Below are 13,838 nucleotides of genomic sequence, written 5' to 3' on the forward strand. Positions count from 1 at the left end.
CCAGGGGATGGTGATGGCCAACCCCACGGTGGCGCTGGAGATGAGCCGCCTCCTCGGGCAGCGGCTGGCGAAGATGGCGCAGCAGGACCGGGCGCCCCAGAAGCGCAAGGGCCTGTTCGGCCGCTGAAGCACGGAGCTCCGGGCTCGCCCTTCAGGCGGCGAGCAGGAGCCGCTCCCGGGCCTTCGCGAACGCGTGCGCCGCGCGCACCAGCAACTCCAGGTTGCGCCGGACCTTGCCGGCATCCTCCACGAAGGCGGCGGTCTCATACGCGAGGCCCACGTGGTTACCCTGCACGAAGCTCACGCTCTCGGGGTTCACGAGCTCGTGGAGTGCCTGCTGGACGTCCGGGTCCTGGAGGAGCTTCTGGCCCGCCTCGACCGAGGCGCACTGGAAGATGTGGGCCTTGTCGAGCACGGGCTCTCCCGCCTTGAAGACGTTGGGAGTGCCCACCCCCTCGAACAATGCCGTCCACTTGCGCGGCGCGGCGACGAAGTGCCGGGGCAACTTCCCGGGCACTTCCACCCGCCCCACGTACACGTGCTCGTTCTCCTTCCTCCCGCCCATGCGCTCGCCCTTCTCCCGGAAGATGCGCACGGGCAGCCCCTCGAGCTCGCCGGAGAGGGTGCCTCCCCTCTCGTACGTCAGTCCGAGCGGCCCGGCCATGTTGGCCCAGGAGGCCTGCCGTTTCTCATCGAGCAGCTCCTGCTTCTTCGCGGCCCAGTAGCCATAGGTGAGGGAACCCGCCATGAAAACGAAGAAGGCGATGACCTCGGGCGAGCCCCAATCCAGGATGTCCATGACGCGCCCAGCATACCCCGCCGCGGCCCGCCCCGCTCCAGGAGCCGGGGTTCACGCCGGGGGCGCGCGTCGACCTGTGAGGGCCAGGAAGAGCACCCCGCCCAGCGCCGCCACGCCCAGCCAGGTGCCCACCCATCCGGCGGGCGTCATCCCGGGCTCCACGGTGAAGGAAGACTGACCGGGAAGCAGCCGCACCCCGAGCAGCCCCTGCTCGGAGAAGGTCTCCAGGGCGCGCTCGCCGTCCCCCGTGGCGCGGTAGAAGTCATAGGCCACCACGGGCAGCACGAGCGGACCGCCCTGGGGTGCATCCACGCGCACGCTCCACCGCGAGCCGTCGCGCTCCGCCTCGAGCACCTGGATGCCTCCACCCGGCACCGGTGAATCGGACACGCGCTCCACCCACTGCTCCACGGGGTGGGTGCGAGGCAGGTACTCGCCGTTGGCCGTGAACCCGCTGAAGCCATTGCGCCGCAGCGTCCACGGGTTGATCGCCGCGTCATCCCAATCCCCCACCAGGCTGTTGGTGCGCAGGAAGGGCGGCGTGGACAGGGCGAGCACCACCGTCGCCCCGGTGATGATGGCGCCCAGGCGCGGGCTGATGGGCGCGCGGGCCAGGAAGAGCCCGGCGGCGGCGAGCGAGAGGAACGCCGTCACGCCCAGCAGGCGCCAGGGGAACTGGATGGCGCTGAACGCCGTGGGCAGCACGCTCACGAAGGGAAGCGGGGCCACCATGAAGAGGAGACAGCCGGCCCACAGCACGGCCAGGCCCTTCGCGAGCGCCGTCAGCCGCGCGTCCCCCACCGCCAGGCCGCGCCTCGCCACCACGGCATGGGCCCCGGCCGCCAGCGCCAGCACCACCCACTGGCCCGACCCCAGGGAGAAGCACATGCTGTCGAATTCGAAGGTGGAGATGCCATTCCACCGGTTGGGGTGCTCGTCGAACCACTGCCACGGCTGGACGCGGTGGCCGTGGACGAAGTCGGGCAGGCTCCGCATCACCGCCGGCACGCCCGCCCACACGTCCGGCAGGGCGAGCCGCGCGGGGAGGAAGTGCCAGAGCGTCAGCACCCCGCCCAGCAGCCCGCCCGCGGCCACGCGCCCCGCGTCGCGCCAGCCCAGCCGGGAGCCGAGGCCCCCCAGCACCAGCGCGCCCAGGCCGAGGAAGTACAAGGCCATCACCGCGTGGGTGAGCAGCAGCCCCGCCACCGACAGGGGAAGGAGCCAGGACAGCCGCTCGCGCGACAGCGTCCACCAGGCCCCGGTGAGCACGAGCGGGTACCAGACGAACGTCCAGGACTCCTCGAGCGCGCCGATGACGAACACACTCACGAAGCGGTACGGCAGGGAGACGTAGAGGACGGCCGCCATGAGGGCGAGCCACCGTCTGCCGGTGAGGGCCATGCCCATGCCGTACATGGCCCACCCGGAGAGCAGCACCGCCAGCAGGAAGGACACGTTGACGCCCACCACCATGTCGCCAAGCGACAGGCCCAGGAAGGCGGACAGCCAGTACGCGAGCGGTGGGTGGAAGAAGGGGAACGCGGAGCCTCCTCCCGCCACGGCGTCCGGGAACACCCGCGGAGGGAAGTGCCCGGCGGCGAGCTCCACGGCGTATTGCTGGACGCGCAGATACAGCCAGAAGGTCTCCCAGCTCTGGAAGGCCAGGTCCGAGAGCACCTCGTGGAAGAGGTAGAGCACCAGGAGGAGGATCAACGCGGCGGCGCCCCCATGCGCGGCGAGTGCCCGCCAGCGCGCATGCGGAGGGGAGGCCGGAGGGGTCGTCGTCGGGATGCTCATCCAGCGTCCATCTTTTCAATGGGGCCGGTCCGGGTCCAGCAAGCGAGCGAGCATCTCCGGCCCGTCCGTCAGGACGCGTGGACCCCGGGCCGCGCGGGCTCCGCGGGAGGAGGCGGCGGCCTGGGGTCGATCTCCAGGGCATCCACGTAGCACCAGCCCCAGTGCTCACCGGGCTCGAAGGAGCGCATGAGCGGGTGCCCCGTGGCCTCGTAGTGCTTCATGGCGTGCCGGCCGAAGGACGCGTCGCAGCAGCCCACGTGGCCGCACGTCAGGCACATCCGCAGGTTGTGCCAGCGCAGGTGCAGCGCCAGGCAGGCCTCGCAGCCCGACGTCCGGGGCAACACGTCGTGGCGGAGCTGCTCCAGGTGCGAGCACGTGGTGGCCGTGCCCCGCCGCAGCCCGCCCATCGTCCCCAGCATGCGCCGGGGCCCGGAGACGGGGCCGTGCTCGGGGACGCCCTCGTGGCGCAACCCGGCCAGCAGCGTGTTCATGGCCTCCTCCGCCACCCCGCCCGCGTGCAGCACCCGCGTCACCGCCTCCAGCGCCGTCTCGAACTCGCCGGCCACGATGTCGTTCGCGCCCCGCTCGTGCAGGTCTCCGATGTCCCGCAGCCGGGGCACCTTCACCAGGATGGGCACGTCCGGGGACAGCCTCCGCGCGGCCGACACCGCCCGCTGCGAGCCCTCGGGGTCACTGATGAGCAGCACCAGCGCCCGCGCCCGGTGGATGCCCGCGCGCTCCAATATCTCCGGGCTGGTGATGTCGCCGTAGTACATGACCTCGCCGCGCCGCCGCGCCTCGGCCACCACGTGGGGATCCAACTCGATGACCACGTGGGGCAGGTTGCTGGCGCGCAAGGCCCGCACCACCATGCGCCCGGCGGTGCCCAGCCCCGCGACGATGAAGTGCTGGGAGAGCGCCTCGTGCTCGGGCTCCAGCCGGTGCGGCCCATGCGCGCCGAACAGCGCCTCCAGGGGCCGCAGGTGCGCCACGCCCGCCGCCAGCCGGGGCGCGAAGCTCAACGCCACCGGCGTCACCGCCATGGTGAGGACGCTCATGCACACGAAGAGGCTCCGCTCCTCCATGCTGAGCAGCCCCTCCCGCAGCCCCGCGTTGGCCAGCACGAAGGAGAACTCGCCAATCTGCGCCAGCCCCACGCCCGCCAGCACCGCCACCCGCACGGGGAAGCGCATCACCAGGGCCCCCACCCCGCCGAGCACCGACTTGCCCACCAGCACCCCCACCAGCAGCGCCGCCACCAGCACCGGGTGCTCCACGATGACGTGCACGTCGAAGAGCATGCCGATGGAGATGAAGAAGAGGCTGGCGAACGTCTCGCGCAGCGGCAGCACGTCCGCCAGCGCCTGGGTGCCATAGTCGCTGTCCGCCAGCGCCACCCCGGCCATGAAGGCCCCCAGCGACAGGGACAGCCCCGCCAGCGAGGACAGCCAGGCCACGCCCGCGCCCAGCCCCAGCACCGCCAGCAGGAAGAGCTCGCGCCGCCGCGTGCCCGCCACCGCCTCGAGCAGCGGCGGCACCGCCACCCGTCCGAGCACCAGCGTCGCCACCACCAGCAGCGCCGCCCGGGCCAGCACCCAGGCGATGGACGCCGCGCCCACCTCCCGCCCCGCCAGCAGCGGAATGGCGAGCATCATCGGCACCACGCACAAGTCTTGAAAGATGAGCGCCCCGACGATGAGGCGCCCGTGGGGCGCGTCCGTCTCCTGCCGCTCGCCGAGCGCCCGCAGCACGATGGCCGTGCTGGAGAGCGCCACCAGGAAGCCGAAGAAGACGCCCTTGCGCGCGGAGAAACCCAGCACGGCGGCCACCGCCACCACGGCCACCAGGGTGAGCACCACCTGGAGGCCTCCTCCCAGGGTGAGCACCTTCCACAGCCGCCTCAGCCGCTCGAGCGAGAACTCCAGCCCGATGCCGAAGAGCAGCAGCGCCACGCCGAGGTCCGCCAGTGCCTCCAGCCGCCAGGTGTCGCCCACCCAGCCGAGGCCACTCGGGCCGATGAGCGCACCCGCGGCGATGAGGCCGGCGATGGTGGGAAGTCGCAACCGGCTGAGCGCCAGGACCACCACCACCGCCACCCCGAAAACAACGACCAATTCCTGAAGCAGCTCGGGAGCCTGCATGGGGCGCCTCCCCACGCCTCAGACTCCCGTAACGGCCTCAGCGCTGGAAGTCCACGCCCACGCCCAGGCCCGCCGTGAAGCCGTGGCGCAGGTGGCCTTCCGCCTGCGGGAAGTGCTCCCGGCCCGCCGTGACGAGCCCGTACACCGCGGGCAGGAAGCGGTGGCGCACCTCGAGCGCCGCCGAGTAGCGCGGGTGCATCATCAGGTCCGTGAGGATGACGCGCAGCTCGGCCACCGTCTTGCCGCCCGGCAGGTGCGCCTGGAGCACGGCGTCCGCGTCGATGCGGCCCGTGCTGACGAAGTATTCCCCGGACGCGCTCGCCGTCAGCTCCAGGTCCTCCGGCCCGCCCGGGCTCACCGAGGCCGCGAACTCGCCGTAGCCGGAGAACGTCCCCGGCAGCAGCTCCTCGGCCAGCGGCTGCTCGCTCAGGCCCACGCCGGAGAAACGCGCGAACTCGTAGCCCGCGCCGAAGAAGCCGAAGCGGAAGCGGCCGCCCTGGCGCCGCGCCTCCAACCGGCCGGTGAGGTCCACCGCCGCGTTGGGCTGGCCGCGCACCACCACGCCCAAGGCCACGCCGTAGTCCGGAATCGACTCGATGAGCGTGTCCGCCCGGGCCCCCGCCGCCGCCTGCAGCCACAGCTGCACCTTGTCGTTCTTCAGCACGCCCGCCTGGAAGCCCACGCTCGCCGCGGACAGCGGTGGCGTCGTGCCGCCCGCCTGGCCGAAGTCATGCGCCGCGTCCACCGACAGCAGGAAGCGGTCGAAGGCCGTGCCCTGGTCGCTCAGCACGCGGCCCAGGTCCAACCGCACCTCGGCGGCGAAGAGGCGCAGGGCCAGCACGTCGCTCGCGAAGAGCTCCACCCGCGTGGGCCCGAGGTACGCCACGGCGTTGCCGCCCGCCGGGTGGTAGTCCGGCGAGAGGCGGTTGTGGTAGCGGTTCACCAGCCAGCCCCCGCCGAGCGAGTACGTGGAGAAGCCGCCCGCGCGCAGCTGCACGCGCCCATCGTCCCGGCCGATGCGCAGGTTGCGCAGAATCTGGGCGAAGTCGCTGCGCTCGTCCCAGTCCTGGCGCCGCAGTCGGCCGCCATGGTCCTGCTCCAGCTGCTGGGGCGCTTGGTCCAGGAAGCGCAGGCGCAGGGGCGCGCCCAGCTCGAACTCGAACTCATCGCCGCCCTTCACGCCCAGGCGCGGAAAGGCGACAGCGAAACCGTCCATCTGGTTGGCACCCGTGCCCGAGGGCAGGGCCAGTCCACCCACCTCGAGCGCGGCCTGGAATTGAATGCCATCATCCGCGGACGCGGCGGGATTTTCGACGAAGGCCCTGGGGGCCTGATGGAGCACGGAGGCAAGAACGAGGGCACCAATCATGGCGCGTCACTCTACCGCGCTTCACGGCCGGTGCCCGGTGACAGCACGTCGAAGGCGTACACGGCTCGCCCTCTCGGAAATCAAGCAAGCGGCCCGCGTCCTCCCACCCCAGCCCCGACCCGCTCCACGCCCTGGCTCGCCCCGCTCCATCCCTGGACGCGGGCCGCTGCCCGAAACCCGCGCTCAACCCACGAAGACGATCTGCTTGCCCGTCGCCTCGGTCATGGCCCGCGACGACACCAGCTTCACGGCCGCCGTCGTCTCACCCGCCACATCGAAGGCCGCGGCGATCAAATCCCCCAGCGTCACCTGCACCTTGCGCACCGGCCGGCTCGCCTTGGCCACCGCACGCCCCGCCGTCCCCTTCACCCGACGCGCCACCTTCGCCACCTGTCCACCCCGCTGGGTCTTCGCCATGGATCGCCCTTCCCTCTGGTCTGGGTTGCCTGTCTCGTTGCCGACGCCCCACGCCGCCGCCCGACGTGAAACCCTTGGAGCAACCCGCGTGCCTATGCATAACCCCCTGGAATCACTGGACTCCCACAAGGTGAGAGGGCCGCGAGCCCCCCGTCCGGGACTGGCATTTCTACAAAAGGGGGGGTGGAGCACCCTGGAACGAATGACCGGAACCGACACCCGCGGAGACGCACGCACCTCTTTCACGCGGTGCACACCGCCTCTATCGAGAAGACGACGCGAGCGCGCGGCCCCGAGGGGGACCCCCCTGCCCTCCCCGCCGGGAATGGCGTCTACTCGTGGCCCCCCAGTCGTTTCAGACGAAGTCCTCCTCGGGAGCCAGCCAGCATGAACAACCGCGTCATTCCCCCAGAAGTCCAGGTGTTGGGCCAGTCCATCATGGCGATGGTCGGAGGAATGGAGCTGCTCAAGTCCAGGGCGATGAAGATCCTCGCGGAGAACGGCATTGCCGCGCTGGAGCCGCAGGGGTGGTACCCCATGCGCAACGCGCTGACGGCCATCGGAAGCATCGAGCAGAAGATTGGCCCGGTGACGATGCGGGCGGTGGGCCGGAAGGTGCCGGAGCACGCGAAGTTCCCGCCGGAGATCCGCACGCTGGAGCAGGCGCTGGGCTCGCTGAACGTGGCCTACCAGATGAACCACCGGGGCCAGCAGAACGGCAACATCGGCGGCTACCGCTTCGAGACGGCGCCGCACGGCGGGCGGATGATTTGCGACAACCCCTACCCGTGCAACTTCGACCACGGAATCATCGAGGCGCTGTGCGAGCGCTTCCGGCCGAAGGACGCGATGTGGGTGCGCGTGGAGCACGCGCCGCTGGGGTGCCGCCAGAAGGGCGGCATGGACTGCACCTACCTCATCAGTTGGTGAGGGGGACTACTTCGCGGGCGGCGCGGTGAGCACGAGGATGAGCTCACCGCCCACGTGCTTGCCGGCGCGCTGGTAGACGGCGCCCTCGCGGCCCAGCTCCACGTCCACGGCGGACAGCTGGGGCACGTCCACGCGCAGGGTGGCGGTGTCGCCCTGCATGCGCAGCAGCTTGAGCGAGGCGTTGACGCCGTTGGGCAGCTTCACCTCGGTGGGCTCCTTGCTGCTCACCTCGATGGACTGCTGGGACAGGCGCTTGAAGGAGGTGAAGTTGAAGTTCTGACGCTGGAACGTCTCCTTCATCTTCTGGAGCTGGGGCGGACTCACCTCGGAGCCATTGCGCGAGACGAGCACCACCTCCACCTCCACCTTGAGCTTCTGCTCCTGGGCGAGCGCGGCGCCTGGCAGGAGGAACAGCCCCAGCAGGGCCAGCGCCAGCAGGGCCCCCGGCATGCGCGTCGTCATCCTCATAGCTCTCCTCCCTTGGGGGGCTGGGGCTTGGCCGGGCCCTTCTTCAGCGGCTCGCCGTCCAGCTCGTCGTGCTCGTCCGGCGGGGTGCCGGCCTTGGGCTCGGTGGCCGAGCCATCGTGCGCCGGAGCCGTGTCCTGGTCCACCACCCAGATGATGGTGTTGCCATCATCGGACTCGAGCACCACCGGGGCCACCTTGGCCCCCTCGGAGGCCCGGACGGCGCGCACGCGCATGCGGTCCGCGCCGTAGCCCAGGGGGGCGTCGTTCTGGTTCATCACCAGGGGAATCACCACCAGGGCGAGCACCGCGGCGGTGGCCAGCGAGGAGACCATGGCGGTGCGGTGGTAGAGGAACATCTCGGAGAGCGAGATGCGCAGCCGCTCCAGGAGGGGAGGACGCTCGGGCGTCACCCGGGCCATGACGCGCTGGGTGAAGTCCTTGAAGTCCACCTCGTCCACGGCCATTTCGAGGCCCACCCGGAGCAGGGCGGACTCGGCACGCAGGTCGGCGGCGCGGCCGGCGCAGTCGCGGCAGGCGCCCAGGTGGCGCTCCACGTTGACGCGGTCAGCGGGGGACAGCTCCCCATCGATGTAGGGGGACAGCAGTGGGACGAAGCGCTCGCACGCGGGATTTCCGGCCATGTTCCTCACCCGGCGTAATGGGGGACGTGCGGGTTGGACGGGAGCGGGGCACCGATATTCCAGCCCCTTTCACTCACTGCCCACTCCGCTCTTCGCCTCGTCCAACTCCAGGTATTCACTGAGGATTTTCTGCACCTTGGCCCGGGCGTGGAAGAGGCGGCTCATCACCGTGCCCTTGGGAATGTCGAGCGTGCGGGAGAGGTCCTCGTAGGACATGCCCTCGATTTCGCGCAGCAGGAGGATGGCGCGGTGCTTCTCGGGGACGGCGGCGAGGGCCTCTTGAATCTTCTCGGCCAATTCCCGGCGCAGGGCGCTCTTCTGGGGGTTGGTGCCCAGGCGGCTGCCGAGCGCGCCGATGCGGGCCTCGGACAAGTCGTTGGCGACGGACTCGTCGAACTCCTCGGTCTCGCCGCCGGAGGCACCTTTGCGGCGCATCACGTCGATGCAGATGTTGACGGTGATGCGGTAGAGCCAGGTGTAGAAGGAGGAGTCGCCCTTGAAGTGGTCGAGGTACTTGTAGACCTTGACGAACGCCTCCTGGGAGACGTCCATCGCCTCTTCCTTGTCCTTCAGCATGCCCAGCGCGACGGCATACACCTTGCGTTGGTAACGCTCGACGAGGAGCTTGAAGGCGCGCTGGTCTCCGCCGCGGACGCGCTTGACGAGAGTGAGATCGTCGGTAGCCAAGGGTGCGCCACCCTAGCATGAGCGCCCCGGCGCCCAAGCAATAGTGCGAGGGGCGGCCGTTCACCGGTGGGCGGCCGTCGCGGCGGATGGGCACGGTGTTGGACACCCGGGCCGCGCGCGCTCGGGGACACCCCGAAACCGTGAATCGCCAACCTTCGTCCCCCCGGCCGCGCTTCAGGTGTAGACGTCTACGCCTGGGGTATAGGTCCCCAAACCACATCAAGTGTAGACGTCTACACCTGGGCGGAGGTGCCTCCCGTTTCCGGATCGGAGCGCGTGAGAGGTCCGGACACCGTCCTGGCCAACCCCCGTGCCGGATGTGGCGCCACGGGAGGAGGCGACGGGTCATGTTAGCCTCCGGACTTCGGAGGTAACCCCAGTGAAGAGAGCGTGGGTGTACAGACTGCCCGAGCCCGGGGAGCGGGTGGGCCAGTACCGGGTGGTGGGCCCGCTGGGCCAGGGCGGCCAGGGCCACGTGTTCCTGGCCGAGTGGGAGGGCCGCTCCTATGTCCTCAAGTTCTTCCGCTCCCTGCCGGTGAGCCACTCGGGGGAGTTGGAGCTCGACATCCTGCGCCACCTGGAGCACCCCAACGTGGTGCGGGTGCTGGGCCATGGGCGCTGGCCCACCCCGGAGGAGGGCTACTTCTACCTCGTCATGGAGTACGTGCCGGGGCGGACGCTGCTGGGCCATGCGCTGGAGCACAACCCCTCGGCGCGCACGGGTGCCACGCTGATGTGGGAGGCGGCACGGGCGCTCGCGGTGGTGCACCGCCAGGGCGTGCTGCACAGAGACATCAAGCCGCACAACCTGCTGGTGAGGGAAGCGGACGGCAAGCCGGTGTGGGTGGACTTCGGAGTGGGCCACCTGGAGGGCCGCGCCACGCTGCCGCGCATGAGGCGGCTGCCGCCGGGGACGCCCGAGTACACCAGCCCCGAGGCGTACCGCTTCCTCCAGGAGCACCCGGAGGAGGAGGCGCGCTACCAGCCGGGCGTGTCCGACGAGGTGTGGGCCTTCGGCGTCACGCTGTACGAGTTGCTGACGGACAGGCTGCCCTTCGGCTCGCGCCTGGGCAACCCGCGCATGGTGGAGGACATCCGCACCCGCGCGCCGCTGGCGCCGCAGGAGCGCAACCCGCGGGTGCCGGTGGCCCTCAATCAGGTGTGCCTGCGCCTGCTGGAGAAGGAGCCCGGGCAGAGGCTGGCGGACATGGACGCGGTGGCCGGGGCGCTGGAGGAGGCGCTGGCGGGGGCGGGGGCGGACTGGGACATGCCGCTGATGGACCCCGACGCCCCGGAGGTGCGCACCACGGAGGAGATACCCGGCCAGGTGGTGGACCGCGACTCGTGGGAGCGCGTCCACCAGCAGATGAAGGCGGTGATGCCCCGGCGCGGGCGGGTGCGCAAGGCCCGGCAGGAGCCGCCGCCTGCGCCGGTGGCACCCGCCGCCGCCGTGGCCGCGCTGGAAGAGGCGCCGGCCGGGAGCTTCGAGGCGCTGGCGGAAGCAGTGGAGATGCGGCTGTATGAGCCGCCCCGGCCCGTGTCGGCGCACGAGGCCGTTGCCGCCCCCGGGCCCGCCCCCATAGCCAGACACGGCGCCGGAGCCGGGCACGGCGCGGTGGTGGAGTGGCCCCCCGCGCGGAGGCCGGGCCGAGGGCGGCCCGTTGGCGCCGCGGCAGCGGCCGTGGCCCTGCTGCTGGTGCTGGCGGGCACCTGGGCGCTGCACTCCCGCCTGGAGTCCGGGGGCGAGCGTCCGTTGGCAGCGGCTGCACCGGAGGTACCGTCACCTGCCGGGTGGTGGGCGGCGCTCCCGACACCTCACCCCGGGCTTGTCCGCGAAGTGGCGGCACCGGACGAGCCGTCCGAAGCTGGCGGGGGCGCGGTCGCCTCCCGTGGCGATTCCCCCGTGCCCACCTCCGCCCCCATGTCCCGCGAGAACGACACCCGCTCGAAGAAGAAGCCCGCCCCCAGGCCGCAGCCTCAGGCCTCGGATTGTGTCCCCGCCCGCCAGGAGCTGTGTCTGGTGGGCCTCTGCACCGTGTTGCTCACCGGCTGCACCAGCACCCCGCAGGTGGTGCGCCCCCCGCCCCGGCCCGCCGACTGCCCTCCGGGTGCCGTGAAGACGATGGAGGAGCTGGACATCCGCATCGGCGACACTGCCACTGCGGACTTCCCCGACGAGGGCCGCGTGAAGCCCGTCACCGTGCGCGAGTCCACGCCGGTGAAGGTCTACTTCGGACGTGACTCCACCTATCAGGGGCCGTTGCGCGTTGGCGAGCTCACCGGGCGGCTCTACTTCGGGCCGGAGCGCGTGTACGGCCGCTTCACCCAGGCCCGGGACCTGAGCACCGGCAAGACGTACCCGGTGTGCCTGGAGCTGATTGGAGAGGACACCCGGTGGGGGCAACCACCGGGCGTGGACAGGAAGGATGTCGGCGGCCCGGCTGACGCCGCCGTCGTCTTCTCCGTCCAGGGCGTCCGGGCGGTGGAGCGCTTCGAGTAGGCGCGGGCGGCACGGGGGCTGGGAGGTGTGGTAGAGGCCAACGCCTCCCGTCACCCCGCCCCGCCTTCCCCTGGAGGTTGACTCCCGTGCCCCTCGCGTCCCCCGTGGGCCTGCTCGCGCTGGCCCTCCTCTCGCCCCTGCCCCAGGCCTCCACGCCGTCCCCCGCGGACGTGTGTGAGACGGCGAGCCCCCAACTCGTACTGCCGGCCGAGCCCTCCGCGACGCCGCCCGTGGTGTGCATCAGCCCGGGCCTGTCCCTCACGCTCCGCTTCGACACGCCGCTCCAGCCCGGGTCCGTGCGGCTCCAGGCGCCGGAGCGCTTCGAGGAGGTGAACCCCGGGCAGAAGACGCTCACGCTGGTGCCTCCGGAGAACCTGGCGGCCGGGGAGCGCTTCCCTCTGGAGGTGTGCTTCGCGGACGGAACCGCCCCCGCATGCGCCCGCTTCCTGCTGCTGGCCCACCCGGCGCTGGGCCTGTCGCAGCTGAAGGTGTTCCGCCAGCCCCGCCCGCTGGTGTCCTTCCAGGAGGGGGAGAAGGCCGCCCAGGCCGAAACCCGGCAGTGCCAGGAGGAGGTGCGCCAGCTGCGCGCCGAGCGCGGTGTCCCCGAGGGACTCAGGGGCGTGCTGGCCTCTGAGCTGCTGGGAAAGAAGGGCATTGCTTCCAAGACCCTGACAGACAGCGTCACCGAAGCGAAGGGCAACGCCCTGGGCTTGCGCCAGGCCCACAGCTACCGCGCCAAGGACCGGGTGGCGGTGGAGGTGTGGCTGGACAATCCCGGCACGCTGCCCTGGACGGCGGCGGGCGCGGTGCTGCGCGGCCCCAAGGGCGAGGTGTTGAAGCCGCTGCCCCTCTGGCAATCCGTCCCCTCAACCGACCCCGGTACCCAGGGGCAAATCCGGGTGGTGGTGGAGGTGCTGGCCTCGGAGAAGGAGGCCCGGGGCACGTACACCCTCACGCTCTGGGACGCCGAGCAGCAGCGCACCGTCACCCTGGGCCACATCACCTTTCCATGACGAGAAGGGCGGGCGAGTCATTTCTCGTTCCCACTCGAGCACCGCCCCCCCTGTCTGGTTGGCTGTCTCGCATCCTATCCTTCAGGGTTGTTTCACCTGGGGGAAAGGCGCGACACATGGAGAAGCACCGCGATTCTGGGGTGGGGACGGGCGCGGTGACACGAGGAGCGGCACGGCCAGCACTCCGGCGAGGCCGGCCAGGGCGGGAGGCCGGTGCGCTGGCGCTCCTTGTCCTCGTTCAGCAGGCGGCGTGCGCGGCGGAAAAGCGCCTCCAGGCCCTCCTGCTCGCGAGCTGCCTCGTCACCAGCATGGGCGCGGCCGGCGAAGAGCCGAGACGAGAGCGGGTGCTCCTCTCGGTCAAGGCGCAGGCGCGAGCCAGAACCCATGGCCCCCGCGTGGAAGAGTGGAGGGGGGACGTGCTCTCCCTCCGGGTGATGGACCCGGGGACCCTCGTGGTGGAGGCAGGCGATGAAGTCATCGCCGCGGGCGAGCTGCTCTGGGGCGAGAGCATGCGGCTGCGGGTGGAGCCACGCAGGGGCTACCCGCCCGCGCCATTGCCCCGGCTGGTGAGTCCCGAGCCGGGCCGGGAAGAGGTGGAGGTGGACGTCCCGGAGGGCGTGGGCGCCGGAGGGGTGCTCACGCTCACCTATGACTGGGGCCGCCAGGACACGCCCGCCCTGGAGCGCACCTGGCGCCTCCCCCCCATGGAGGAGATTCCACCCGAGTGGCTCGAGGACGAGCGGGTCGAGACGGAGGGCACGCCGGAGGACGAGGCGGACAGCGCGCTGGCGTTCCTCTCACCCCAGCAGGCCCCGCTCCCCGTCCAGGTGGACCCGGAGCGTCCGGAGGTGCTCTGGGTTCCCGCGTACGCCTCCCGGGAGGAGCTCGCCTCGCGGCTCTTCGGGGATGCGGCCGCGGTGGGCGCCTTCGACTTCGAGCCCCGCCCGGCGCCCCCCGGCGTGGAAGGCGAGCCACGCCAGTGTGTGCGCGTGCGCGAGCCACCCGCCTTGCGGCCCGAGCTCCTGGCCCAGGTGCGCGGCGCCCTGGACGAGCGGCTGAAAACGGACAACACGTGG

At 71.4% G+C, this 13,838-nt stretch carries 12 protein-coding genes; 4 read left to right on the forward strand and 8 right to left on the reverse strand.

The window, feature by feature from the left end; genetic code table 11:
- Positions 1–151: 151 nt before the first annotated feature.
- From AC16DP_RS03000 to AC16DP_RS03020, 5 genes are all read right to left on the reverse strand, one after another.
- Positions 152–799: a hypothetical protein gene (locus AC16DP_RS03000; RefSeq protein WP_329728157.1), complete on the reverse strand. Its 648-nt coding sequence runs from the start codon at positions 797–799 to the stop codon at positions 152–154.
- Between the two features lie 51 nt (positions 800–850).
- A complete protein-coding gene (locus AC16DP_RS03005) occupies positions 851–2,596 on the reverse strand; it encodes a hypothetical protein (RefSeq protein WP_329728156.1) in 1,746 nt (581 codons plus the stop codon).
- A 68-nt stretch (positions 2,597–2,664) separates the two neighbouring features.
- Positions 2,665–4,737: a cation:proton antiporter domain-containing protein gene (locus AC16DP_RS03010; RefSeq protein ID WP_329728155.1), complete on the reverse strand. Its 2,073-nt coding sequence runs from the start codon at positions 4,735–4,737 to the stop codon at positions 2,665–2,667.
- 37 nt (positions 4,738–4,774) lie between these two features.
- The gene (locus tag AC16DP_RS03015) at positions 4,775–6,106 is read right to left on the reverse strand and encodes a hypothetical protein (RefSeq protein ID WP_329728154.1); all 1,332 of its coding nucleotides are present in this window, start codon (positions 6,104–6,106) and stop codon (positions 4,775–4,777) included.
- Between the two features lie 183 nt (positions 6,107–6,289).
- On the reverse strand, positions 6,290–6,523 hold the full coding sequence (locus tag AC16DP_RS03020) for a chaperonin (protein ID WP_329728153.1): 234 nt from the start codon (positions 6,521–6,523) through the stop codon (positions 6,290–6,292).
- A gap of 387 nt (positions 6,524–6,910) precedes the next feature.
- On the opposite strand from AC16DP_RS03020, the gene AC16DP_RS03025 reads away from it, so the two are divergent.
- Positions 6,911–7,453, forward strand: coding sequence for a hypothetical protein (locus tag AC16DP_RS03025; protein ID WP_329728152.1), 543 nt, complete (start codon positions 6,911–6,913; stop codon positions 7,451–7,453).
- Between the two features lie 6 nt (positions 7,454–7,459).
- Here AC16DP_RS03025 and AC16DP_RS03030 read toward each other — a convergent pair whose 3' ends face one another.
- From AC16DP_RS03030 to AC16DP_RS03040, 3 genes are all read right to left on the reverse strand, one after another.
- On the reverse strand, positions 7,460–7,915 hold the full coding sequence (locus AC16DP_RS03030) for a hypothetical protein (protein WP_329728151.1): 456 nt from the start codon (positions 7,913–7,915) through the stop codon (positions 7,460–7,462).
- Between the two features lie 2 nt (positions 7,916–7,917).
- A complete protein-coding gene (locus AC16DP_RS03035) occupies positions 7,918–8,562 on the reverse strand; it encodes an anti-sigma factor family protein (RefSeq protein ID WP_329728150.1) in 645 nt (214 codons plus the stop codon).
- Between the two features lie 69 nt (positions 8,563–8,631).
- Positions 8,632–9,249, reverse strand: a complete 618-nt coding sequence (locus tag AC16DP_RS03040; protein WP_047860775.1) for an RNA polymerase sigma factor — start codon at positions 9,247–9,249, stop codon at positions 8,632–8,634.
- 394 nt (positions 9,250–9,643) lie between these two features.
- Here AC16DP_RS03040 and AC16DP_RS03045 point away from each other — a divergent pair, with 394 nt between their 5' ends.
- The 3 genes from AC16DP_RS03045 to AC16DP_RS03055 all read left to right on the forward strand — a co-directional run.
- Positions 9,644–11,749: a serine/threonine protein kinase gene (locus AC16DP_RS03045; RefSeq protein WP_483956613.1), complete on the forward strand. Its 2,106-nt coding sequence runs from the start codon at positions 9,644–9,646 to the stop codon at positions 11,747–11,749.
- 86 nt (positions 11,750–11,835) lie between these two features.
- Positions 11,836–12,762, forward strand: coding sequence for a DUF2381 family protein (locus tag AC16DP_RS03050; protein ID WP_483956614.1), 927 nt, complete (start codon positions 11,836–11,838; stop codon positions 12,760–12,762).
- Positions 12,763–12,878: 116 nt separating this feature from the next.
- Positions 12,879–13,838, forward strand: a 960-nt coding sequence (locus AC16DP_RS03055) for a hypothetical protein (RefSeq protein WP_483956615.1), incomplete at its 3' end; no start/stop codon positions are given.

The sequence above is a fragment of the Archangium sp. genome (assembly GCF_057119385.1).